We start from the raw sequence: 22969 nt of genomic DNA, 5'->3' as shown, positions 1-22969 counted from the left end.
CGACTCGCCTCTCAATGGTGGGGTCTCACAGCTTGAGAGTCCACGCCGGAGCGGCCGCTTGGGCGCGTCGTCCCGCTTTTCCCCAAGAGGTCGGAGAAAGCCGGCCTACAGCTGCGGAATGACCTGGGCCCAGATCGCAATCATCCCGACGAACAGCGTGATGGACGCCAGTGCGGCGGCTTCTTCCACGAAAACCCTGAACATGGCCGGCTCCCTTGTTGGAACGTATGAAGAACATTGTTCTCATTTCGTTCTATGGAGTCAAGCGATCCGCAAGCCGCCGAAAGGAGATGGTTAACTCGCTGAAGACAAACAGCAAAAAAGCCCCGGCCGAGGCCGGGGCTTTCGTCAGCCGCTCACGTGGAGCGGTCAGTCTCAGTAACGGCCGATCATCGGGCCGCCGAACTTGTAGTTCAGGCGGACGAGACCCATGTCGATGTCCTGCCCGATGCGTTCGACAGCGCCACTGGCGAAGGTGACGTTGTGGTCGCCGAGGAAGATGTGGTTGTACTCGACGCCGACCGTCCAGTTCGGAGCAAAACCAAACTCCAGGCCCGCGCCAACCGTGGCACCCCAGCGGGTCTCGTCGGCCCGGTCGAGATTCGCACCCGTCACGACGCTGTAGACGTCGTACTTGTTGCTGACGACCGCCGCACCGCCCTTCGCGTAGAGCAGGACGTTGTTCCAGGCATAGCCAACCTGGCCTGTGATCAGACCGAACGCATCGACGCGCGTCCGGTTCCGCAAACCGGTGATTGCGCTGATGTTGTCACCCGAGAAGTCGGCCCAGTTGCCCTGGCCCTCGAGACCGAACACGAACTGGCCGGACTGAAAGCGGTAACCGATCTGGCCACCGACGGTGCCGCCGGTCGAGTTGTGGGAGCCTTCCGGACCGAAGCCGACCAGATCCCACGACGTGTCAGCCGAACCGCCGCCGCCGTTGAGACCGATGTAGAAGCCGCTCCAGTCGTACACCGCAGCGATCGCCGCGGGCGGTGCTTTGGTGTAGGGCCGTGCCGCGAGATCAGCCGCAAGTGCCGGCGCAGTCGCACCAAGCGCGACCAGGCTGACAGCTGCAAGCAACAAATTCTTCTTCATTTGATTCCCGTTCCAGTTTCTTCAGTAGTGGGCCCCCCGGCCGTGGGTCGTCATAACAGCGATCGACGGAATTGCTGTAGCCGCGGCGCCACAGTGTGATCGAAAGGACTTTGCTCATTAACGAATGTTAATCGAGCATCGCGGACACCCCATCAAACAAGGGGTTTTGCAGCAGTTTCAATGTTGACGAGGCGAGACAAGCTGCATGCGCGCGCAACATCGTCGCGCGCACATTCGCGTGATGGAAGAGGCGAATGCGAACAAGTTCCTCATCCAAATTGTCGCCATCTTTTCGCTCGCTTTCATCACATTCGTGGGCGCGTCAATCGCACGCTCGCCCGCGCGCGTTCAGACGATCATCCCTCTAATCCGCGCTAACCGGCATGCGCGTCGCCGCCAGCGTCGGGCGATGGAGTTCGCTACCGCGAGGTGCGAACCGAGGCGCCGGAACGCTCTCGAATCGGGGTTGCGGGGGCCGGCCGTCTGTCCGCATGGGCGTGGGACTGCAAGTTGTGACCGCGCCGGTCATCGGATAGCGTCGGGCCTAGCCTTCCTTCGCGCAGTCGATCCTGCCATGCTCGCCCGTATCCTGCTCCTCCTGGCCTCGCTGCTCCCGGCCGCTTTGCGTGCCGAAGCAGCGCCGGCCGAGAAAACCGGATTTGCTTCCAGGCTGACGATCTATCTCGCCAAGGGGCCGGCCGACGCATGCGGGCCGGGCTGCGATCGCTGGATCGCCATCGAGGGCGAGATCGATCGCGAGGCGGCGCTGCGCATTCGCCGCTTCCTCGCCGCCGTCAAGGACCTGCAGCGTCCGATCTACGTTCATTCGCCCGGCGGCAACGTCGAGCAGTCCTACGCGATCGCGCGGTTGCTGCGCAGCCGCAAGGCGGTTGCCAGGGTTGGCCGGACGATCGCGACCGCCTGCGCCGCGGGCACGCAGGTGGATGCCGCCTGCCTGAAGCTCAAGAACGCAAGCGGCGAGGTCGAGGCCGAGCTCACCACGACCCGCGCCATGTGCAACTCGGCCTGCGCATACCTGTTTCTGGGGGCGGCATCGCGCGAGGTCGCCCCCGACGCCGCAATAGCGGTCCATAATTCCAGGCTGGTGCTCGCCTTCGACGGACGGCCCGATCCAGCGGCCGTCGCGGAATACAGGCGTCGCCGGCTGTTAGCGGCCGATCGCGATCGCGCCGCGTTCATCGCTGCGATGGGAATTGGCCGCGAGCTCGATTCCCTCATCCGGACGGTGAAGTTCGAAAGCCTACACGTATTGACGCGATCCGAGCTCTACGGTTTCGGCATCGACACGCGACCGCTCGCCGAAACGAAATGGACGCTGGAGAAAGAGGCCCGGCCGTTCGTCCGCAAGATCGCGACCGCAAAGAAGGCGAACGGCTCCGCGTTCCGAACGATGGAGCTGCGCCTGTCTTGCGAAAGCAGCAAGGGCGCACCGCTGACATTTGCGGCCGAGGTCGACGAAACGGCCACCGGCAAGAGCACGATCCTGATCACGGCGGATGCCGACAAGGAGAAGACGGCCGGAGGATCTCCGGTGCGGACCGGCAAGCACGAGGTCTGGCGCAGCAACATCGACCCCGACAGGGTCAAGGCGATACTGGCCTCCCGCTCCCTGCAGGTCCGCGAAAGCACGCCGATCGCGGACGACAAGACGGACATCATGACATTCGAGCTCGACTTGGCGGGCCTGCCGTCACAATGGGCTCGGCTCACGGCATCCTGTTCATTGCCGACGCCGGGCCCGGCAAGCTCCTGGCCGACGTTGCCGGGGAAAGCCGCTCCCTGGCAGGCAGCTCATTGGCCCGAAAGCCCTTGGACGCCCGCCCCCCAACTGACCGTCAGCACAAACCCTCGGCCCGCTCCGTCGCCTTGAAATGACGTCGAACTCGCCCCGGGCGGGCGATTCAACACGCAACATTCATTCAACCCTCATCGAGCAGGGAGCGGACCTTGGCGGCCAGGTCTTCGATCGCAAAGGGCTTGGACAGCAAATGCTTGCCGGCATCGAGCACGCCATTGTGGACGATCGCGTTGCGCGTGTAGCCGGTGGTGAACAGCACTTTCAGATCCGGGTATCGTCTCGACAGCTCGGCCGCGAGTTCGGCACCGGTCATGTCGGGCATGACGACGTCGGTGAACAGCAGATCCGGAACGAAACCGCCTTCGATTTTGCCGATCGCCTCCCGGGCGCTGGCGGCCTCGACGACGGTATAGCCAAGCTCGCGCAGGCTTTCGGACGAGATGCCGCGGACCCGCTCGTCGTCCTCGACGACGAGGATGGTCTCGCTCTGCGGACTTGCACCGGGATGCAGCACGCCGTGCGACGGGGTTGAGACAGGCTCCTCGCCCGCGAAGCGTGGAAGATAGATCTTCACGGTCGTGCCGACGTCCACCTCCGAATAGATTTTGACATGGCCGCCCGACTGCCGCACGAAGCCGTAGACCTGGCTGAGGCCAAGTCCAGTCCCCTTGCCGACGACCTTGGTCGTAAAGAACGGATCGAAGACCTTTCCCAGCACGTCGGCCGCGATGCCCGTGCCGTTGTCCGTCACCGCAATGAGCACGTACTGCCCGGGCTGCAGCGCGTATTCGCGGGCGTATTTTCGATCTATCGAGGCGTTGGCGGTTTCGATCGTCAGCCTGCCACCCTTCGGCATGGCATCGCGGGCATTGACAGCAAGATTGACGAGAGCGCTTTCGAGCTGCGCAGGGTCTGCCTTGACGCGCCAAAGGCCAGCCGCGAGGACCGTCTCGAGACGAACGAGCTCGCCGAGCGAGCGCTCGAGCAGCTCACTCATCTCACCGACCATCTTGTTGATGTCCACGACCTCGGGCGCAAGAGGCTGCTGCCGCGAGAACGCCAACAATCTTTGTGTCAACGTGGCGGCACGGTTCGCACCATCCGTTGCACTATCCAAGAAACGGTCAATGTTGAGCTCGCCCTTGCCGAGCCGCCGTTTGGCGAGATTCAAGCTGCCGAGGATGACGGCCAGCATGTTGTTGAAGTCGTGGGCGATCCCCCCGGTCAATTGCCCGACGGCTTCCATCTTCTGCGATTGCCGCAATTGCTCCTCGGCCTTCATGCGCTCGGCGATCTCGTCGGCGACACGTTGCTCCAGCTCGGCATTGAGCGCTTCGAGCCTGGTCAGCAGCTGGGCGTTGTCAATGGCCGTCGCGGCATGGCCGGCAATGCCGAGCAATGCGGATTCGTGCTCCTCGTGGAATCGACCGACCTCCGCATGACCGAAGAAAAGCCCACCGAGCACCTCGCCGCTGCGCGAGATCACGGGGACCGCCAGATAGGACCGGACCGGAAGATGGCCCTCGGGCATGCCTTTCCGCGGCGCATTCTTGCCATAGCGCGGGTCTTGCAGGATGTCGTCCGACCTCACCACGCCCGTGCCCTTAAAGGTCGGCTCGAACACGGCGGTGGCGCGCGGCATCGGGAAGTTTTCGAAAGCGGATCGCGGCACGCCGGACAGCGAGTACAGCATGTAGCTGCCTCCGTCCGCGGCCGGGACGTTGTAGAAGAAGGCGCCGAACTGGGCGCCCGTCAGCTCGACGCCGGCATCCGTCACGATCTGGACGATCCTATCGAGATCACGTTCGCGGGCAACTGATGCCCCCGTGTCGTTGAGGATCCTGAGATGACGCTCGGTCTTCTTTTGGGCGGAGATATCCAGCACAGTCCCGATGAATCGCGTGGCCTGACCATTGGAAAAGATCGTGTGGCCCGTTGCGGCGATCCAACGCTCGACGCCATCCTCGATACCGACGGTCCGGTATTCGATGTTGTAGCTTCCCGGAGAATTGGGCTGTAACGCGGTCGAGACGGCCTCATGAGCGCGCTGCCTGTCGTCGGGATGAATGCCTTTCAGGAATGAGCCCTCATAGCTGACCTCGGCATTCGGTGAGAGACCGAACACCTCCTTGCAGCGGCTATCCCATCGAAGGACATCGTTGATCGGATCGTAGTCCCAGGTGCCGATTCCGGCGGCCTTGTTGGCGAGGACCAGCCGTTCGGCAGCTTCGCGCGCCGCCTGCTCGGATCGGACGCGCTCGATGTGCGCCCATGATCGCTCCGTCACCTCGGTCAGCAAGGCAAGTTCGCGCGGCGTCCACAGATGCGAGCCGCGGTGATGAATGGCCATCAAAGCGGTCAGGCGCCCTTCCTTCACCAAGGGCATGCAGATCGTCGAACCGATCCCGATGCGCTGGAAAGTGGCGGCTTCCTCGGGAGCGATCTCCTTCAGGTTGTCGTTGATGATGAGGGGCCGCCCGGCGCCCAGCTCTCGCACCGCCTTCTCGCCGAAGTCGGCAAGACTGTAGTGCCCCACTATGTGCATCGCACCGGGGGCCACCCAATCCCCGCGGATGGTGAAGCCGTCCTGATCGGGATCCATGTCGGCATAGGCGCAGTTGGAGACGCCGAGATACTCACCGACCATTCGCGTCGTCACTGCCATGACGCCGTCGGCATCGCGCGTCTTCGCCGTTTCCTTATTGAGAGCGTCGAGGAAGATGAGCCGCGCCTCGTTCTCGCGCACCGCGCTCTCGGCGCGGCGACGTTCGACGGCGGTGCGGGTGCGTTCGGCAACCTCTCGGATGAGCTCTAGCTCTGCTGCGCTCCATTCGCGCGGCATTGCATTGTTCAGGTAGAGCAGCGCCACGACCCCGTCGGGCTCGGAGATCGGCATGTTGACCAATGCGCGGGCCGAGATTGCCTCGAGAGCTCGGGCGCGGTCGCCGACGCGAGGGTCCTTTTCAGCATCAGCGCAGACGACCGTCTCACCCCGCTTCAAGTCTTCGATATAGCTGCCATAGTCGCGAAAGCGCAGCACGCCGGCCAGGCTCGAGATCCCAGGCGCATTCCAGTCGCGCGCGATCGTGATGGTCTCTGCGGAGGTATCGACGGTGCCGTAACCTGCCCGGCTGACATTGAGGCTGCGGCCCAGCAGCTCCGCCGCCGCATAGGCGAGATCGTCGGGGTCACCGATCTCCCGAATATAATCGCCGAGGGTGGCTAAGACGGCGTTGCGGTCGGCCGAGGCCCCACCGGTCGCTGTCGTCATCGGTCAACCCCGAACACGTCCCTCGCTCCACCTGCACACCGATGAAACGGTAACCGTAGGATTGCCCTTAGGTTCCCCGGCGCAAGGGGGGTGCTCCGGATGCTGCTTAGCCGACGTGGCGTGATGCGGCGGAAGCGCGCTCTCAAAGGCGGCTTAGACAGGCGTATAGATTACGAGCTTCAACGCGGGATCGTCATTGGCCTGGAAGCTGGTGTGCTCGAAGTGCAGCACGCCCTTGGTCGGATGGTTCATGGTCTTGCGGCCCGAGATGGTGCTGCGAACGTCGTGCGCCTCCCACCATTCGACGAATTCCGGACTGCTCTCGCGCAGCCGCGTCAGCAGCTCCGTGAAGGCGGGATCGCCGGCCCAGACGTCGTGATTGGCACGAAACATCGCCACCATCGCCTTGGCTACGTCGGTCCAGCCGGCGCCATAGGATTTTCGCGTCTGCTTGTTCGTCAACATAAGAAGCAGCGTGTTGCGATCCTGCTCCGGCAATCGCCCGAACCCGAACACCTCCTCGGCCGCATCGTTCCAGGCCAGCACGTCCCAGCGCCGGCCGGTGATGTAGGCCGGCTGATGCAGGCTCTCGATCATGCGACGAATGGGCGGAGGCACGATCTCGCGGGTGAAGGGGCTCCTTGCGGGCTCGCGCGCCAGCGCCTTGAGGTGGGCGTGCTCGGCCTTGCTGAGACGGAGGGCCCGGGCCAGCGCATCCACGGTGGTCACGGACGGGCTGACCGTGCGGCCCTGCTCGAGACGGATGTACCAGTCGACGCCGATGCCGGCGAGCTGCGCAACCTCCTCGCGGCGCAGCCCCGCGGTGCGCCGGCGCCTGCCCGCCGGAAGCCCGACCGCCTTCGGCGACAGCTTTTCGCGGCGGGACCTCAGGAAGTCCCCGAATTCAACGCGGCGTGGATCGACCATGGCAGATGTCCCGGCGATAGAGGGCCTACGGAATACTAGGATAATACCAGGCCTTCCTGTCTCCGGACAGGTCGGCGCATACGGACTTCACCCGACCTCGAGGTGAACATCATGAAAGCTGCCGTACTCAAATCCTTCGGCTCGCCGCTGGCGATCGAGACTGTCCCCGAACCGGTGCTCGGCACCGGCGAGGTCATCGTCGACGTCGTCGCGACGCGCGTGCTGTCCTACATGAACGAGGTCTTCGACGGGACGCGCAACTACGCGCTCGACCTGCCAATCATTCCAGGCCCAGGCGGCGTCGGCCGCGTGCGCGCGATCGGTCCGGACGCGACCAGGCTTGCCGTCGGCGACTGGGTGTTCTGCGATCCGACAGTGCGCTCGCGCGATGACGCCGCGGCGCCGGATATCGCCCTGCAGGGCCTGACCGCCGCGGGACCCGGCGGCATGCGCCTGCAACGGCACTTTCGCCACGGCTCCTTCGCCGAGCAGATGCGGGTGCCGACCGAGAACGTCAAACCCCTCGGCCCGATCACGTCCGAGCAGGCGAAACAATGGTGCGCGCTGGGCACGCTGCTGGTGCCCTATGGCGGCTTCCTTGCGGCAAACCTTCGCCCGGGCGAGACCGTGCTGGTGAGCGGCGCCACCGGCAATTTCGGCAGCGCCGCCGTCTCCGTCGCGTTGGCGATGGGCGCAGCCTGCGTGGTCGCGCCGGGCCGCAACGAACGGATCCTCGCCGACCTCGTCCGCCGCTTCGGGGCGCGGGTGAAGCCGGTCAAGCTCTCGGGCGACGAGGACGACGACCGTGAGACGATGAAGCGCGCCGCACCGGGGCCGATCGACTGCGTCTTCGACATCATGCCGCCCTCGGTGAGCCCGACTGTCGTGCGCGCGGCAGTCATGACGGTCCGCGCTTACGGACGCGTCGTGCTGATGGGTGGCGTCGGCATGGCGGGCGGGCCGGGCCTCGAGCTGCCCTACCCCTGGATCATGCGCAACTGCATCAGCATCCACGGCGTCTGGATGTATCCGCCCGATGCGGCCAGCCGCCTGATCGCACTGGTGCGTGCCGGGCTGCTGCGGCTGGAAGAGTACGAGACAGAGACCTTCGATCTCGACCACGCCAACGAAGCCGTGGCGCATGCTGCCGCCAATGGCGGACCGTTCAAATTGACGGTGATCAGGCCCTGAATCGTGAGGCGGCGACGGACCGCCGTCTTCGATTTTTTTCGGAAGTCTCACCAAGCACTTGGCTACTGTGCATGGGGTTGTTTTCGAGCTCTTTAGTCGAGCTCGACCACCTGGCCGTTCGACAGCGAGACCCGCCGGTCCATGCGGCCGGCGAGCTCCATGTTGTGGGTGGCGATCAGCATCGACACGTGCGTCGCCTTGACCAGCTGCATCAGGGCCTGGAACACGTGCTCGGCGGTGCCGGGGTCGAGATTGCCGGTCGGCTCGTCCGCAAACAGCACGCGCGGCGCATTGGCCACTGCACGGGCGATGGCGACACGCTGCTGCTCGCCGCCGGACAGCTCGGCGGGGCGATGGGTGATGCGGTCGCCGAGGCCGAGATAGCCCAGGATCTCCTTGGCACGCTTGACGGTCTCGGACTTCTTCAGGCCGCGGATCATCTGCGGCAGCATGACGTTCTCAAGCGCCGAGAACTCCGGCAACAGCCGATGCGACTGGTAGACGAAGCCGATATCGGTGCGGCGCAGCTGGGTGCGCTCGATGTCGGGCAGTTGCGAAGTCGGTGCGCCCGAGACATAGACCTCGCCGGAATCGGGGGCTTCCAGCAGCCCCGCGATGTGCAGCAGCGTCGACTTGCCCGAGCCCGACGGCGCCACCAGGGCGACCGACTGGCCGGCCCACAGCGCCAGCTTGGCGCCGTCGAGGATCGTCAGCGGCACCTCGCCCTGCAAGTACTGCCGCTTTATCTCGTGGAGATAAATGACCGGTACATCTTCTGCCCCCTGCTGCTGCTCCATCAGTCCCTCACTCGTACCGGAGCGCTTCGACGGGATCGAGGCGCGCGGCGCGCCACGACGGATAGAGCGTCGCCAGGAACGACAGCGTCAGCGCCATGATGACGACGGCCGTGGTCTCGCCGACGTCGATCTCGGCGGGCAGTTTCGACAGGAAGTAGAGCTCCGGCGAGAACAGCTCGGTCGAGGTCAGCCAGGACAGGAATTGCCGGATCGATTCGATGTTGACGCAGATCACGAGGCCGACGCAGAAGCCGACCAGCGTGCCGACGACGCCGATCGAAGCGCCCGTGATCAGGAAGATCCGCATGATCGAGCCTTGCGAGGCGCCCATGGTGCGCAGGATCGCGATGTCGCTGCCCTTGTCCTTCACCAGCATGATCAGGCCGGAGACGATGTTGAGCGCGGCGACCAGCACGATCATGGTCAGGATCAGGAACATCACGTTGCGCTCGACCTGGAGCGCGTTGAAGAAGGTCGAGTTGCGCTGCCGCCAATCCACCAGGAAGATCGGCCGGCCCGCCGCCTCGGTCACCGCCTTGCGGAAGGCGTCGATCCTGTCGGGGTTGGTCGTGAACACCTCGATCGAGGTGACGTCGTTGCTGCGGTTGAAATAGGCCTGCGCTTCGGCAAGCGGCATGAACACGAAGCCGAGGTCGTATTCGGACATGCCGATCTCGAACACCGCGACGATCTTGTACGGTTTTATGCGCGGCGTCGTTCCCATAGGCGTCACTGCGCCCTTCGGCGCCACCAGCGTGATGCTGTCGCCGGCATGCAGCGAAAGCTGATCGGCGAGGCGCCGGCCGATCGCAACGCCCTGCCCTTCGTCAAAGCCCTCGAGGGAGCCCTGCTTGATGTTCTTGGCGATCGAGGTGAGGTTGTTGAGATCGTCGGAGCGGATGCCGCGCACCAGGACGCCCGAGGCGTTCCAAGGCGATGACGCCAGCGCCTGACCGTCAACCACCGGCGCCGCGAGCCGGATGCCCTCGACCTGGCTGAGGCGGTCGGCAACGTCCTTCCAGTCGGTCAGCGGCGATTCCAGGGGCTGGACCAGGATGTGGCCGTTGAGGCCCAGGATCTTATCGAGCAGCTCCTTGCGGAAGCCGTTCATCACGGCCATGACGATGATCAGCGTCGCAACGCCGAGCATGATGCCGAGAAAGGAGAACCCGGCGATGACCGAGATGAATCCTTCCTTCCGGCGCGCGCGCAAATAGCGCGCCGACAGCATCCACTCGAAGGGCGCGAAAGGCGCGGTTTGCACGGTTTCGGTCATGGTCTCATCCATCGCTCGATAATCCCATGATTCGGGGTCAATTGTGGCCGGATTGGCGGCCGCGATATCGCGCGATGAACAATATTCAGCCGATCAGCCTTCTCAGCCCACAAGTCTTGCAACCGCGTCGGCAGGCGACATGGTCTCGCGCGCGCCGTCGCTGCGCCGCTTGATCTCGACCTTGCCGTCGGCGAGCCCCTTCGGCCCGATCATGATCTGCCAGGGGATGCCGATCAGGTCGGCGGCGGCGAATTTGGCACCGGCGCGTTGATCGGTGTCGTCATAGAGCACGTCGACGCCCTTGGCCGTGAGCTCGGCATAGAGCTTCTCGCAGGCCGCATCGACGGCCGCATCGCCCTGCTTCAGGTTGAGGATCGAGACGCGGAACGGTGCCACCGCTTCCGGCCATTTGATGCCGGCATCGTCATGGCAAGCCTCGATGATGGCACCCAGCAGGCGCGAGACGCCGACACCGTACGAGCCGCCATGGATCGGCACGTCGACACCATCAGGCCCCGCCACGAGCGCCTTCATCGGCTCGGAATATTTGGTGCCGAAATAGAAGATCTGGCCGACCTCGATGCCGCGGGTGTTCACCCGCTTGTCCACGGGCACCTCCTGCTCGAACCGCGCGGCATCGTGGACGTCTTCGGTCGCCGCATAGAGCGAGGTCCATTGCTTGATGATCGGCGTCAGGTCGCTCTCATAATCCACGTCCTCGCCCGGCACCGGCAGGTCCAGCACATCGCGATTGATGAACACGCCGGATTCGCCGGTCTCGGCGAGCACGATGAACTCGTGGCTGAGATCGCCGCCGATCGGGCCGGTCTCGGCGCGCATCGGGATCGCCTTCAGCCCCATCCGCGCGAAGGTGCGCAAGTATGCGACGAACATCTTGTTGTAGGCGACGCGCGCCGCGGCCTCGTTGAGGTCGAAGGAATAGGCATCCTTCATCAGGAACTCGCGGCCGCGCATTACGCCGAAACGCGGACGCTGCTCGTCGCGGAATTTCCATTGGATATGATAGAGATTGAGCGGCAGGTTCTTGTAGGACTTCACATAGGCGCGGAAGATCTCGGTGATCATTTCCTCGTTGGTCGGTCCGTACAGCAGCTCGCGCTTGTGGCGGTCGGCGATGCGCAGCATCTCCGGGCCGTAGGCGTCGTAGCGGCCGCTCTCGCGCCAGAGGTCGGCGAGCTGGAGGGTCGGCATCAAGACCTCGATCGCGCCAGACCGATTCTGCTCCTCGCGCACAATCTGCTCGATCTTCTTCAGCACGCGAAAGCCGAGCGGCAGCCAGGCATAGATGCCCGCCGCCTCCTGCCGGATCATGCCGGCACGCAGCATCAGCCGATGCGAGACGATCTCCGCCTCTTTCGGATTTTCCTTCAGGATGGGCAGAAAGAACCGCGACAACCGCATGGTAATACTCTGGGAATCAGTGATCGCCTGCAGTGAAACCGGATTGGGAGCGAAAACACAAGACGGGAATGAGGAAAAGCCGCTAACGCGGCGAAATACCTGACATTTTTCCGTTGCCTTCAGGTTTGACTTCAGGAGCACCGTGCTCAGCAAAGCCGGTGAGCCTAGGGCGGTGGCACTTCGAGTTCGTCCGCCAGCGTGATCTTCTCGAAATCGCTCACGAGCGCCTCGATGCGCACACGCCAGCGGCCGGCGAAGGGCAGCTCGACCTTGCGCACGTGCCAGTAGCCATCCGGTCCGAGCAAGGCGTCCCGTTCCATCGGCTCGATGCCGCGCTCGGGCAGGCTGAGGGTCAACGTCACCTCTTTGGCCGCCAGGGGCGTCCCCTCGCCGGTCATGAGCTGGAGCACGAAATCGTCCTTGCCGACCTTTCCAGGCGACACCAGCACCTGGAACATCGCCTTGTCGCCGTGGATGTGGATCGCCAAAGGCGTCTCCGGAATGATCGTTCGCGGCGGCGGCGTGAAGCGCCAGCCGGCGACGACGACGAAGATGGCGAGGGCGATCACGCATTCGAGGAGGATCGAGCGCTTGAGGATGGCTTGGGCTCCACGATCGCGGGCGAGTGCCGGAGTGAGGCGGAAGCGGTTGAGCGCCGCAAGTGCGAGCAGCATGAGAACCAGGCCGAGCTTGATCGAGAGGATGAGGCCATAGCGGGTCTCGACCAACGCCGAAAATTTTTCGAGCTGAACAATCGCAAGGGCGAGGCCCGTCAATGCCAGCACGCCGACCGCCGGCATGGCGATGCCCGAGAAGCGCTTCACGACGGCGAGTGTTGCCGGCGTCGGCTTCGACAGCAATGCCGCCAGGGGAGCAAGAGCGCCGATCCACAGCGCAACGCACAGGCCGTGAAGAAACATCGCCGGTCGCATCATCATTCGAGGCGGCGCCGTTGCGGCATGCCCGCTCATGGCGAGCGACAGGGCCACACCGACCATGGCCATGATCGCAAGAGCACGCGAAGACCATGCGCTGCGGAGCGCCAGCGAAGCGAACAGCATCGCGGCGGCAGCAACTAGAAACGCGCGGCCGGCACTGGTTGCCACCGCGACCTTCCAAGGCGCGGCCGTCGCGAGCGCCGCCGGCGGCAGGCCGAGGAGATCGAGACCCAGCGCACCGAGCGACACCACCGCGCTGGAAAGGCCGACCGCGAGCGCCATGCGCGGCACGGTCATGCCGGCCAGAGACCATGATATCCAGCGCGCAAACCACACACCGCCGACGCCTACGAACAGACCGAGATAGAGGCCAACGCGCGCCAGCCAGATCAGCGCGGCCAACCAATGGTCCGTACTCGCGGGCAGCTTCGTTTCCGACGGCATGCCGACTGAAAACATCACCGATCCCACGATCGGATGGCCATCCTGCGAGACCACGCGATAGCTGACGACCGCCGTCCCCTCAGCCAGATCCGCTGGCATCTGGATCAAAATCGTGTCGCCGGACGCACTGACGCGCGTCTCGTCCCGCGCCCTGCCCGTGCCGTCGATCAGCCGGATCGCGCCCGGCGTTACCGGTTCGTTGAACCGCAGCTCGACCATCTTGGGCGCGGTCGCGAGCGTGCTGCCATTCGCCGGCTCGACCGAGATCAGCGCCGCATGCGCGAGCGCACCGCTCGCGAAGCCCGCAGCGAAGAGCAGCGTCGCGAGCGCGGCGAGGAGGCGCATCAGGGTTTCGGCAGGAGCTTGACGCCAGGCGCCGGCGACTTGCCCTCATGCGAATGGCTTGACCCCTCGGTTGGGATCTCGATCCAGCGTCTGACGCCGGTCTCGCATTCTTGAACCACTGGGAAGTACAAGGTCGTGTTCGCCTTGAGCTTGTCGGTCAGCACCGTCTGCATGATGAACTCGTCATAGTTCTTGTCCGGCAGCTTGCCGCCGGACCACGCCACCTCCTTGACGCCGGACGATACCTTATTGCCGTGATAGTCGTATTCTCCGGCATATTTGCCCTCGACGACGTCGACGGTCCAGCCGGCCTTCGGCATCGGCTTCACCGCGATCACCCCTTCCGGAATCTGCACGCGGATCTTCACCGTCGGCGAGCCCGCGCAGCCATGCGGCACGGTGAACACCGCCTTGTAGGACGCGCCGATCGTGGCTTGCTTGGTCTCAAGCGAGACATGCGCCGCCGCTGGTGTTGCGGCGAGCGCGGCAATCAGGATCAGGCAGGATCGCTTCGACATATTCGGTCTCCCGAGAGTCCAGAACAGTCTCATTTCATCTTCATTCCCGAATGATCCGGCATTTTCTTCATGTCCATGTGACCCGAGTGTCCGCCATCGCCCGGCGCCTGCGCGCCGACGCCCTGGACGGCGAGCGCAACAGTGACCTTTCCGGCCTTCTCGAACTGAAGCGTCACCGGCACCTTGTCGCCCTGCTTGAACGGCCCCTTCAGCTCCTGAAGCATCAAATGATTGCCGCCGGGCGCGAGCTTCACGGTCTTGCCGGGCTCGATCGCCAGTCCCTTGTTGAGCGCGCGCATCTTCATCACGCCGTTGTCCATGGCCATCTCGTGAATCTCGGCCTTGCCTGCGATATCGGCGGACACGCTGACCAACCTGTCGGCGGCTCTCCCCTTGTTTTCGATGGTCAGATAGCCGCCGGCGACCTTGGCGCCGCCCGGCGTCGCCCGGCTCCAGGCCTGCGAGATGACGAGATCGCCGGCCTTGACGTCGTCGGCTGCGACACCCGCGCTGGTGCCGAGCAGCATGGCGGCGGCGAGAAGTGATAGCTTGATCCTGTTCATTTGGTTCCCTCAGTTTTGATCTGATCGAGCGCGATCGGTCGTGGTGGTCTCGGCAGCCTCAGTGCGCTTACCATCGATACCTCATTCCGGTGTAGACCGCCCGGCCGGCGCCTGGCTCGAACAACGCCGACGTCGCCGTGGCGCGATCGATGATACTGGCGCTTGCAATGTAGGTCCTGTTGGTGAGGTTTCGACCCTCGATATAGGCGGAGAACGGTCCGCCATTGTCGAAGCCCGCTTTCAATCCGAGCAGTGCATACGGCTCCGTCGTCAACGTGTTCATACTGTCGACGAAATAGGCCTGCGGCACCCATTCGACGTTCGGACCAGCATAGAACCCGGTCGGATGCTTGTAGAGCAACTCGGCGCGCAAATAGTGACGCGGCGCGCCGGGCAGCTGGTTGTTGCCGAACTCCGTGTCGCCGTCGAAGCGAAAATCGTTGTAAGTATAGGCGAGGTTGAGCCACACCTTGTCGGGCGCGCCTCCTGTCACGAAGAGGTGGCGGAAGATTGCTGCCCCTGCCCCAGCCTCGACGCCCTGGTGGAAGGTTCGGTCGGCATTGGTCACGTTGCAATTGCCGAACGCGCTGTAGAGGCACAGCAGCTCATCGCGAATATTGGCGCGATAGGCGGTCAACTCCCACGAATAGTCGGGCCGTCGCATGCGGGTCCCGATCTCGTAAGTCGTCGCAATCTGCGGGCGGATGCTGGTGAACGGAATCGTCGGAATGCCAGGACCGCGCGCGCTCTCGCCGAAGCTCGGCACTTCGGCGCTCCGCGAAACATTGGCGAAGGCCTGCCACGTCGGGTCGATCTGCCACAGCAGGCCCGCCTTCGGCGACCAAAGATCAAAGCGGGTTGCTCCCGACTGGTCGCCGTCGCTGAGAAACCGGTCCTGCCGATTGCGGGTCGCATGCAGGAATTGCGTGCCGGCGATCGCGGCGACATTCGGCAGAAAGTAGAAGCTGTCCTCAACGTAAACCGAGGTGTTCTCGGAGCGATCGATCGACGACGACAGCAATGCCCCCTTCTGTCCGGCAATGTTGGCGAACTGCTGGTTGTCGATCCTGCCGTTCAACAGGTTGACGCCCGCAACCAGCCTGTTGCGGTAACCGCCGATGATGCGGTCGTCCGTAACCTTCGCGAAGCCGCCATAATCCTTGTAGCGATAATCGAGCCACTGGAAGATCGGATGCATGAGGTGCCGGTCGACGCCGAAAGCGCCGAACTCCAACCTGGTGTCGTCGAATCGGATCGTCGTCTTGTTTGCCAGCCTGATCGTGTCGATGTTGCGCTGCTGGTCCAGCGCAACGTTCGCCGGAGCCGCGGCCTCCGGATTGGTCAAGGCAGACGCCTTGGTGACGGTTCCTGGAATGCGCTGCCGCACCTCGTTGGCGTTGAGATAGAATCGCGTCTCGAAATCCGGCGAGAACTGGTAGCCAACATTGCCGCTCACGCGGTTGCCCGAGCCGAAGCTGTGATCGCGGAAGCCGTCCGTCGCCTGCGTCGATGCGGTGACGAAACCATCCCACGGCCCGTTGGCGCCTCCTGCATTGGCCTGCAGTCGCCTGAAGCCGAAGGCTCCCACGTCGAGCGAGACTCCATTCGGAAATCGGTCGCGTCCCGATGGCGTCACGAAGTTGACGGCGCCTCCCAGCGAATTGGCTCCGAACTGCAGCGCGTTCGCGCCCTTGTACACCTCGACGTATTTGTAGGCGGTCGGGTCGATCTCCTGGAAATCGCCGTAGCCGTCCGCCGTATTGATTGGGATGCCATCCATGTAAAGCTGCACGCCGCGCAGATGGAAATTGCGCGACAGGCCGGATCCGCGGATCGAAAGCCGGGTGTCGTCGCCCCATTTCGGCTGCGCAAACACGCCGGGAACGTAGTCCAGGACATCCTTGATCGTGCTGGCGGGAGTCGAATTCCGGTAGGCCTCCGCTGCGACCAGCGCTACGCCGCCCGGCGTCTGGTTGATCTCGCTCAGTGCCTGCTGGGCGGTGAGAACCGTCAGGGCACCAGGACCGAGGCCCCCTTCGGAAGCTGCCGTCGGTTGCGGACGCGCAGTTGCGGGCGCGCGGGCCCGCGTTGATCGCGCGGCGGTTCGCTGTGCGCGGGCTGGAGAGGCCCGTTTCTCCCGCGGCGCGTCGACTGTGACGGGAGGAAGCTCGCGTCGGTTTTCCTCCGCGATTGCGTTGGATGGCACAACGAGGGCAGAAGCTGAGGCAAGCAGAATTTTGCGTGCGGAAAGCAGTCGAAAGAAGCCTGTACGAGGCATGAGGTCATTCCTGATGCCGGCAGAGAGCCGGTGCATAGCGATCCCGGCACGGCCGAAGCCGGCGCGGAGCTGAAGGTTTCGCGGATCAGGAAATGCGAGGGGGAGCGCGCGCCCAAGCGCTCGAACCGTCGATGGCGGCGAGGACGGGCGCGTTCGCCACGTGCCAGACGATGCGGGCGATGGGGCGGACGGGAGTTGAGAACGCCGCATGGGGCGGCGCGTCAAGCGAAGCGTCAGCGTGCGCGAGGCAACAAAGCGCACATGCGCCAGCTTTTGCGGCCGGTGTCCCGGTCTCGTCGACCGGGCCGCCCCGCTCACTTGCGCTGTGGCAGATGACGCCTGCAGAGAACGGATCGGCCGCAGCCTGGCCGGCCGCGAGACAGGCGGCGATCGGCGCCAGCACCTGCATCACCAGGGCGAGCAGGACCAGAGGCAGGAATTTTTGCAGACGTGCGCGCATCCGCCGGACCATTCGTTCGTGCGCTAACTAATCACTCGGGCGCAGCCGAGTCGAGGCCAGTTCCACCGCCTGTTGGGCCCTGCGCAAACTGCTCGAAAAATTGTGGTCGGACGACCCCACCCTCCGGCGGGCCGGCATCTGAGGCAGGAAAACCCGCCCGGCCATCCACAAATTTCTTATATCTGTCATATATTTAGGGGGCCGGAAGCCCGATCGTTTCGTCAGTTGCTCCTATTTTGAACATTCGTTGCCGAAAATGATGACAAGTGAGAAAAGTTGATCTAGCATCCCTCTTGCTCAGGCGCTGACCGCGAGGTCGAGGCCTGGTGGTCCAAGTCTCGGGAGGAGCCCCTGGCGCGCAAAACGCAGCGTCGCCCCGTCAATCAAGATCAAATCTTAAGATCGGGGATAATAGGGTCGACACAATTTTTGAGCGGGGCCAGGGCCCCGCTCTTTTTTTGCCCGCGGCGCTGAACCGTCGATGAACGCGGCCTCTCTTCTCATCGAAAACAGCTTCGAACGTGCGGCCTCGCGCTGCGCCGACCTCACGCCGTTCGTCTATCGACGTCTGTTCGATCTCCATCCGGAAACGCAGGCGATGTTCCGCACGGACGGCGGTGACCTCGTGAAGGGGTCGATGCTGGCGCTGACGATCGAGGCGATTCTCGACTTCGCCGGCGAGCGCCGCGGGCATTTCCGGCTGATCGCGTGCGAGGTCGCCTCGCACGACGCCTATGGCACGCCGCGCGAGCTGTTCATCGCGTTCTTCGCCGTCATCAGGGATGCGCTCCGCGATCTGCTCGGCGATGAATGGACGCCCGAGATCGTGCAGGCCTGGGATACATTGCTCGCCGAGATCGACGCATTCGCCGCCGCGGCCACCTGACGCTTTGCGCTGCACCAACGCACGGGCTGCGACGACGCTGCGGCTGAATGCAGATTGAGTGCGAACAACTCTTGTGAGAGACTTTCGGAGATCGGTAGCGCTACCAATGACGCGCCGACGACAAAATAATATGGGAGCGAGCGATGTCCGGGACGAAAGATTTCTCGACGACCAGGCGCGATCTTCTTCAGGCGGCTGCGGCCGCCGGCGCCGGAGCTGCCATCCTCGGCAGCATGGGCATAAACCCCGCACTGGCCGCAGTCGGACGCAGCGAGAAGCCGTTGAAGGCGGCGTTCTCCAACGCCGGCCTCCAGGCCACCTGGTGCGCGCAAGGCAAGCAGGCGGCGGAATTCTGGGGCAAGCTGTTCAATGTCGAGGTGACTTGGTTCGACGGGCAGCTCGATGCGGTGAAGCAGCGCGCGGCGATCGACAACATGGCCTCGCAGAAATGGGACTTCGTCGCGATCCAGGCCTTCGGCATCGGCACCCTCACCCAGCCGGTGCAGAAGATGATCGACGCCGGCACGCCTGTGATCGACATGGACACGCTGATCGCGCCGCTCGATCAGATCAACGTCCATTCCTTCCTCGCTCCCGACAACGAGTTCATGGGCGCTTCGGTGACACAGGCGCTGTGCAACGCCATGGGCGGCAAGGGCAAGATCATCATGACGCAGGGCGCGCTCGGCCACACCGGTGCGCAGGGCCGCGCCAAGGGCTTCAACTCGGTCGTCAAGCAATTCCCGGGCATCGAAGTGCTGGACACCCAGCCGGCCGATTGGGACGTCTCGAAGACCGCCCGTCTCTGGGAGACCTATCTGACCAAATACCCGCAGATCGATGCGGCCTTCTTCCACAATGACGACATGGCGCTGGCCGCCGCCAACATCATGAAGGCGCGCAATCGCACCAACATCCTGATCGGCGGGGTCGACGCCATGCCGCCGGCGATCCAGGCGGTCAGCGAAGGCCGCATGTTCGCGACCGTCCGCAATCCGTCCTGCCGCATCCATGGCGGCGCGATCGTCGCGGGCGTCTCCGCCGTGGTCGGCGGCGAGAAGAGCGGACAGGGCATCCCGAAGAACGTCGTCACCGACGGTCCGGTCGTGACCAAGGCGAATGCGGCCGGGATGCAGTGGATGCAGGATCACTTCCTGATCTGAGCCTCCAGATCCTTCATGAGCGTGGGACAACAGCCCATCCTGGAACTGCAGGGCATCACGAAGAGCTTCGGCGGCGTCGAAGCGCTTCGTGGTGTCGACTTCGCGCTCTATCCCGGCGAGATCCATGGTCTCGTCGGCGAGAACGGCGCCGGCAAGAGCACGCTGATGAAGATCATCGCCGGCGTGCACACCGAGTTCTCCGGCCGCTTCCTGGTCGACGGCCAGGAGATGCATTTTCGCTCGGCGCGCGATGCGCACGCCGCCGGCATCGCCATGGTGCACCAGGAGCTCAGCGTCGCGCCCGACCTGACGGTCGCGGAGAACGTCTTCCTCGGCAACCAGCCGACCAACGCCTTCGGCCTCGTGCAATGGCGGCGGATGGCGCGCGAGGCGGGCGAGCAGCTCGCCCGCTTCGGCATCGACGTCGATCCGATGGCACGGCTCGGCGACCTTCCGATCGGGCTGCAGCAGTTGATCGAGATCGCGCGCGTGCTGTTCTCCGGCGCGCGCATCGTTATCCTGGACGAGCCGACCTCCGCCCTCTCCCCGCCCGAGGTCGAGCGCCTGTTCGCAACGCTCAGGCGGCTGCGCGAGGAAGGCACCGCGATCGTCTTCATCTCGCATTTCATCGAGGACATCCTGCTGGTGTCCGACACGGTGACCGTGTTCCGCAACGGCCGCAAGGTTGCGGAGACGGCGAGCGCCGCGACCAGCAAAGGCGCGCTGATCGAGGCCATGATCGGCCGCGGCGGCGAGGCGCTCGAGCATAGCTACACCGACGACCTGATGCTGCCCCAGCCGAGCGACAGCAAGGTCATTCTCAGCGTCGACCAGCTGTCGCTGTCCCGCAGCCTTCAGGACGTCTCGTTCGAGGCCCGTGCCGGCGAGGTGCTCGGCATCTACGGCTTCATGGGCTGCGGCCAGCAGGAGCTGTCGCGCATCCTGTTCGGCAAGCTGAAGCCGGACGGCGGCACGCTTGCAGTCGAAGGCGTGCCGAAAACTTTCGCCAGCACGGCGGCGGCGCGGCGCGCCGGCGTGGCGCTGGTGCCGGAGAGCCGGCGCGACATGCTGTTCCACCAGGAGCCGGTCTACAAGAACATCTCGATCAGCATTCTCGACCGCATCTCCTCGCTGCTGCTCAAGCCGGCGCAGGAGCGCGACATCGCCAAGCGCCAGGTCGAGCAGCTGCAGATCCGGCCGCCGGTGGTCGGCCTCGATCTCGGCATGCTCTCGGGCGGCAACCAGCAGAAGGTCGCGCTGGCGAAATGGCTGACCTATCCGCCCAAGCTGCTGGTGCTGTGCGAGCCGACCCGCGGCATGGATGTCGGCGCCAAGAACGACGTCATCAACATCGTGCGCGACCTCAGAACGAAGGGGCTCGCGATCATCGTGCTGTCGACCGAGCCGGAAACGGTGCTGTCGCTGGCCGATCGCATCCTCGTGCTCAAGCGCGGCGCCTTGGTGCGTGAATTCAAGAACGAGCCGGTCAGCAAGGACCGCCTGCTGGAAGCGGCGTGACGGAGAAGCACATGAGCAGCGAGACGGCTTTGGCGACAGGACAACGGGCACGGGGCCTTGCGCCCTTCCTGCGCTCGCAGATGCGCAACATCGCCCCGTTCCTGACGCTGATCTTCCTCACCGCCTTCTTCGCCTTCGCCAGCCCCTCCTTCGCGACGCTCGACAATCTCGGCAACATCCTGACCCAGGTGTCGGTGACGGGCATCATCGCCGTCGGCCTCACCTTCGTGATCCTCTGCGCCGAAATCGACCTGTCGGTCGCCAGCATCGCCAACGTCACGGGCATTGCGGTCGCCTACTTCACGCTGCAGGAATCCTACGTCAACATCGCCAACATCCCCCTGCCCGGCGCCGTCGCGATCATCCTGCCGCTCCTGCTCTGCGCCCTGCTCGGTCTCGTCAACGCGGTGGGGCTGACCGTGATCGGCATCCCCTCCTTCATCATGACGCTGGCAATGATGCAGATCGCCGCCGGCATCTCCGCGCTGCTGGTGCGCGGCCAGATCGCCTACAAGGTGCCAAGCCTGATCACGACGCTGGGCTCGGGCTCGATCGGCGGCATCCCGTGGATCGTCATCGTCGCCGCCATCATGCTGCTCGGCGGCCATCTGGTGCTGACCTACACGCGCTTCGGTCGCTACGTCTACATGGTCGGCGGCAATCGCGAGGCGGCCGAATATTCGGGCCTCAACGTCAAGCTAATCCTCGGCGCGGTCATGGTGATCTCGGCGGTGTGCTCGGGCCTCGGCGGCATGCTCGGCGTCGCCCATTTCGGCAGTGCGCAGCAGAACGAGTTCGACACCTACCTGCTCGATTCCATCGCCGCCGTCGTGGTCGGCGGCACCAGCCTGTTCGGCGGCCGCGGCGGCATCGGCAACACCATCGTCGGGCTGTTCGTACTCGGCGTGCTCAACAACGGCCTCGACCACGTCAACATCGACAGCTTCCTGAAGATCCTGATCCGCGGCCTGATCCTCCTGGCGGCGCTGGTCATCAACGTCTATGCGCAGCGCTTGAGGGAGAAAGCGGCGGAATAGACGGCCGGCAAGACAAAAATGCGAAAACAACCCCATGCACAGTAGCCGGTGCCAGCGGAATCAATGACTTGCCGGCGGGCGTCGTTAAATTGCGGATTCGGCGAAGTCGATTTGCTCCGTCGGGCAAAACAGGGGTATAGTGGCATCATCGCCAGCCGGCTTTGAAAGGCCGGTGCGTCCCCCGTCATCGGGTGCGTCCCCGTCATTGCGAGCGCAGCGAAGCCAATCCAGGACTCTCTCCGCGGATGCATTTCTGGATTGCTTCGCTGCGCTCGCAATGACGACGTGGACTCGGGATCAAGATCGCGGGTCAACGAGTGCGGTCTAATCGCGAGAAGCGGAAATTGCAGTGGCTGGCGCCGCCGGCCAGCGTCTGGGTCCGCTCCAGGCGGATGCCTCGCGTGGCGTAGGCGACGAAGTCGAGGCCGCAGATGTTCGGCAGGATCTCCGTATCGCCGCGGCGCGCCGCGAGCTTGCAGAAGCCGCAGGCCTTGTAGTCGATGCCGAATTCGAAAGTGTCCTCGGGACCCGGCTCGACGAAATCGTAGACGAAATCTTCCGGAAACTTCGCTTGGTGAGCCTTTGTAACGCTTCTTGCCGCCTGTTCGCGCATCAAGGCCTGGTTCTCCCGTGACATGAACTGACGCCCTGCGACGAGACGCTCGGCTTCGGGAATCGTCAGCAGCTGCGCCTTGTAGGTCTCCCGCTCGATCTCGCCGATCACCGGCACCGGAACGCCGTGGCGCCGCAGCACCCGGCTGATGGCCATGAAGCCGGTCAGACGCATGAAGAAGTCGCTCATGCGGCTTGCCGCGCCGCCGACATAGGGCATCTGGGTGAGGACGATCTCGAATTCGTCCATCACCTCCTGCCTGATTGCGTCGATGTCGGAGAGATGCGTGCGCTCGCGGAGCATCGCTTCGGCAAGGTCTATCCGCTCGCGCATGGCGGCCTCCATCGCGCGGCGATGCGTTTGGTAGAACGGATGAATCTCAGCCATTGGACACCTGATATGATT

18 protein-coding genes are annotated in these 22969 nt (G+C 64.2%); 6 read left to right on the top strand and 12 right to left on the bottom strand.

All coding sequences use genetic code 11. The annotated features are described in order from the left end of the window. Window positions 1-375: 375 nt before the first annotated feature. Window positions 376-1098, bottom strand: coding sequence for an outer membrane beta-barrel protein (locus I6F21_RS17655; RefSeq protein WP_109143607.1), 723 nt, complete (start codon window positions 1096-1098; stop codon window positions 376-378). Window positions 1099-1672: 574 nt separating this feature from the next. Between I6F21_RS17655 and I6F21_RS17650 the strand changes: the two genes are divergently transcribed. Next, the gene (locus I6F21_RS17650; RefSeq protein WP_225140036.1) at window positions 1673-2989 is read left to right on the top strand and encodes a hypothetical protein; all 1317 of its coding nucleotides are present in this window, start codon (window positions 1673-1675) and stop codon (window positions 2987-2989) included. A gap of 49 nt (window positions 2990-3038) precedes the next feature. Here I6F21_RS17650 and I6F21_RS17645 read toward each other — a convergent pair whose 3' ends face one another. Together I6F21_RS17645 and I6F21_RS17640 are read right to left on the bottom strand one after the other, a co-directional pair. Beyond that, window positions 3039-6188, bottom strand: coding sequence for a GAF domain-containing protein (locus I6F21_RS17645; protein ID WP_074447997.1), 3150 nt, complete (start codon window positions 6186-6188; stop codon window positions 3039-3041). A 153-nt stretch (window positions 6189-6341) separates the two neighbouring features. After that, the gene (locus I6F21_RS17640; RefSeq protein WP_036025278.1) at window positions 6342-7115 is read right to left on the bottom strand and encodes a helix-turn-helix transcriptional regulator; all 774 of its coding nucleotides are present in this window, start codon (window positions 7113-7115) and stop codon (window positions 6342-6344) included. Between the two features lie 111 nt (window positions 7116-7226). On the opposite strand from I6F21_RS17640, the gene I6F21_RS17635 reads away from it, so the two are divergent. Further along, complete coding sequence (locus I6F21_RS17635) at window positions 7227-8306, top strand: zinc-binding alcohol dehydrogenase family protein (RefSeq protein ID WP_036025284.1); 1080 nt, start codon at window positions 7227-7229, stop codon at window positions 8304-8306. A gap of 92 nt (window positions 8307-8398) precedes the next feature. Here the strand turns inward: I6F21_RS17635 and I6F21_RS17630 are convergent, their stop codons facing one another. The 8 genes from I6F21_RS17630 to I6F21_RS17595 form a co-directional block, all read right to left on the bottom strand. Next, a complete protein-coding gene (locus I6F21_RS17630; protein WP_036010093.1) occupies window positions 8399-9103 on the bottom strand; it encodes an ABC transporter ATP-binding protein in 705 nt (234 codons plus the stop codon). A gap of 7 nt (window positions 9104-9110) precedes the next feature. Then, a complete protein-coding gene (locus I6F21_RS17625) occupies window positions 9111-10391 on the bottom strand; it encodes a lipoprotein-releasing ABC transporter permease subunit (RefSeq protein ID WP_036010095.1) in 1281 nt (426 codons plus the stop codon). Window positions 10392-10481: 90 nt separating this feature from the next. Beyond that, complete coding sequence (gene proS / locus I6F21_RS17620) at window positions 10482-11801, bottom strand: proline--tRNA ligase (RefSeq protein ID WP_225113118.1); 1320 nt, start codon at window positions 11799-11801, stop codon at window positions 10482-10484. A gap of 164 nt (window positions 11802-11965) precedes the next feature. Continuing rightward, a complete protein-coding gene (locus I6F21_RS17615) occupies window positions 11966-13528 on the bottom strand; it encodes a CopD family protein (RefSeq protein WP_225140038.1) in 1563 nt (520 codons plus the stop codon). Beyond that, window positions 13528-14046 (bottom strand): YcnI family protein, encoded by a 519-nt coding sequence (locus I6F21_RS17610; RefSeq protein ID WP_225140039.1) that lies wholly within the window; start codon window positions 14044-14046, stop codon window positions 13528-13530. Before I6F21_RS17610 ends, I6F21_RS17615 begins: the two co-directional genes overlap by 1 nt. Window positions 14047-14075: 29 nt before the next feature. Continuing rightward, window positions 14076-14609: a copper chaperone PCu(A)C gene (locus tag I6F21_RS17605; protein WP_225140040.1), complete on the bottom strand. Its 534-nt coding sequence runs from the start codon at window positions 14607-14609 to the stop codon at window positions 14076-14078. 67 nt (window positions 14610-14676) lie between these two features. Further along, window positions 14677-16887 carry a TonB-dependent receptor gene (locus tag I6F21_RS17600; protein WP_225140041.1) on the bottom strand — a complete coding sequence of 737 codons (2211 nt, stop codon included), beginning with the start codon at window positions 16885-16887 and terminating at the stop codon, window positions 14677-14679. Window positions 16888-16972: 85 nt separating this feature from the next. Continuing rightward, window positions 16973-17347, bottom strand: coding sequence for a DUF2946 family protein (locus tag I6F21_RS17595; RefSeq protein WP_225140042.1), 375 nt, complete (start codon window positions 17345-17347; stop codon window positions 16973-16975). Window positions 17348-17828: 481 nt separating this feature from the next. Here I6F21_RS17595 and I6F21_RS17590 point away from each other — a divergent pair, with 481 nt between their 5' ends. The 4 genes from I6F21_RS17590 (at window position 17829) to I6F21_RS17575 (ending at window position 21951) form a co-directional block, all read left to right on the top strand. Further along, entirely contained in the window at window positions 17829-18233 is a 405-nt protein-coding gene (locus tag I6F21_RS17590; RefSeq protein WP_225140043.1) for a globin, read from the top strand. Between the two features lie 143 nt (window positions 18234-18376). Beyond that, complete coding sequence (locus I6F21_RS17585; protein WP_036010114.1) at window positions 18377-19396, top strand: sugar ABC transporter substrate-binding protein; 1020 nt, start codon at window positions 18377-18379, stop codon at window positions 19394-19396. A gap of 15 nt (window positions 19397-19411) precedes the next feature. Beyond that, complete coding sequence (locus tag I6F21_RS17580; protein WP_157283573.1) at window positions 19412-20914, top strand: sugar ABC transporter ATP-binding protein; 1503 nt, start codon at window positions 19412-19414, stop codon at window positions 20912-20914. A gap of 11 nt (window positions 20915-20925) precedes the next feature. Then, entirely contained in the window at window positions 20926-21951 is a 1026-nt protein-coding gene (locus I6F21_RS17575; protein ID WP_225140044.1) for an ABC transporter permease, read from the top strand. Window positions 21952-22261: 310 nt separating this feature from the next. On the opposite strand, the gene I6F21_RS17570 is transcribed toward I6F21_RS17575, so the two are convergent. Then, window positions 22262-22951, bottom strand: coding sequence for an L-2-amino-thiazoline-4-carboxylic acid hydrolase (locus I6F21_RS17570; protein WP_225140045.1), 690 nt, complete (start codon window positions 22949-22951; stop codon window positions 22262-22264). Between the last annotated feature and the right edge of the window lie 18 nt (window positions 22952-22969).

Origin of the sequence: Bradyrhizobium sp. NBAIM03 (assembly GCF_020194055.1) — a bacterium.
Lineage (GTDB): Bacteria > Pseudomonadota > Alphaproteobacteria > Rhizobiales > Xanthobacteraceae > Bradyrhizobium > Bradyrhizobium yuanmingense.
The sequence above is the reverse complement of the archived record's forward strand: the minus strand, read 5'-3'. Positions and strand labels throughout refer to the sequence as shown.

What these genes read in the sequence shown, in the direction of transcription:
- I6F21_RS17655 (WP_109143607.1), bottom strand. Translation starts at nt 1,098, where the DNA reads ATGAAGAAGAATTTGTTGCTTGCAGCTGTCAGCCTGGTCGCGCTTGGT.
- I6F21_RS17610 (WP_225140039.1), bottom strand. Translation starts at nt 14,046, where the DNA reads ATGTCGAAGCGATCCTGCCTGATCCTGATTGCCGCGCTCGCCGCAACA.
- I6F21_RS17630 (WP_036010093.1), bottom strand. Translation starts at nt 9,103, where the DNA reads ATGGAGCAGCAGCAGGGGGCAGAAGATGTACCGGTCATTTATCTCCAC.
- I6F21_RS17645 (WP_074447997.1), bottom strand. Translation starts at nt 6,188, where the DNA reads ATGACGACAGCGACCGGTGGGGCCTCGGCCGACCGCAACGCCGTCTTA.
- I6F21_RS17580 (WP_157283573.1), top strand. Translation starts at nt 19,412, where the DNA reads ATGAGCGTGGGACAACAGCCCATCCTGGAACTGCAGGGCATCACGAAG.
- I6F21_RS17605 (WP_225140040.1), bottom strand. Translation starts at nt 14,609, where the DNA reads ATGAACAGGATCAAGCTATCACTTCTCGCCGCCGCCATGCTGCTCGGC.
- I6F21_RS17570 (WP_225140045.1), bottom strand. Translation starts at nt 22,951, where the DNA reads ATGGCTGAGATTCATCCGTTCTACCAAACGCATCGCCGCGCGATGGAG.
- I6F21_RS17595 (WP_225140042.1), bottom strand. Translation starts at nt 17,347, where the DNA reads ATGCGCGCACGTCTGCAAAAATTCCTGCCTCTGGTCCTGCTCGCCCTG.
- proS (WP_225113118.1), bottom strand. Translation starts at nt 11,801, where the DNA reads ATGCGGTTGTCGCGGTTCTTTCTGCCCATCCTGAAGGAAAATCCGAAA.
- I6F21_RS17585 (WP_036010114.1), top strand. Translation starts at nt 18,377, where the DNA reads ATGTCCGGGACGAAAGATTTCTCGACGACCAGGCGCGATCTTCTTCAG.
- I6F21_RS17615 (WP_225140038.1), bottom strand. Translation starts at nt 13,528, where the DNA reads ATGCGCCTCCTCGCCGCGCTCGCGACGCTGCTCTTCGCTGCGGGCTTC.
- I6F21_RS17640 (WP_036025278.1), bottom strand. Translation starts at nt 7,115, where the DNA reads ATGGTCGATCCACGCCGCGTTGAATTCGGGGACTTCCTGAGGTCCCGC.
- I6F21_RS17600 (WP_225140041.1), bottom strand. Translation starts at nt 16,887, where the DNA reads ATGCCTCGTACAGGCTTCTTTCGACTGCTTTCCGCACGCAAAATTCTG.
- I6F21_RS17575 (WP_225140044.1), top strand. Translation starts at nt 20,926, where the DNA reads ATGAGCAGCGAGACGGCTTTGGCGACAGGACAACGGGCACGGGGCCTT.
- I6F21_RS17590 (WP_225140043.1), top strand. Translation starts at nt 17,829, where the DNA reads ATGAACGCGGCCTCTCTTCTCATCGAAAACAGCTTCGAACGTGCGGCC.
- I6F21_RS17625 (WP_036010095.1), bottom strand. Translation starts at nt 10,391, where the DNA reads ATGGATGAGACCATGACCGAAACCGTGCAAACCGCGCCTTTCGCGCCC.
- I6F21_RS17650 (WP_225140036.1), top strand. Translation starts at nt 1,673, where the DNA reads ATGCTCGCCCGTATCCTGCTCCTCCTGGCCTCGCTGCTCCCGGCCGCT.
- I6F21_RS17635 (WP_036025284.1), top strand. Translation starts at nt 7,227, where the DNA reads ATGAAAGCTGCCGTACTCAAATCCTTCGGCTCGCCGCTGGCGATCGAG.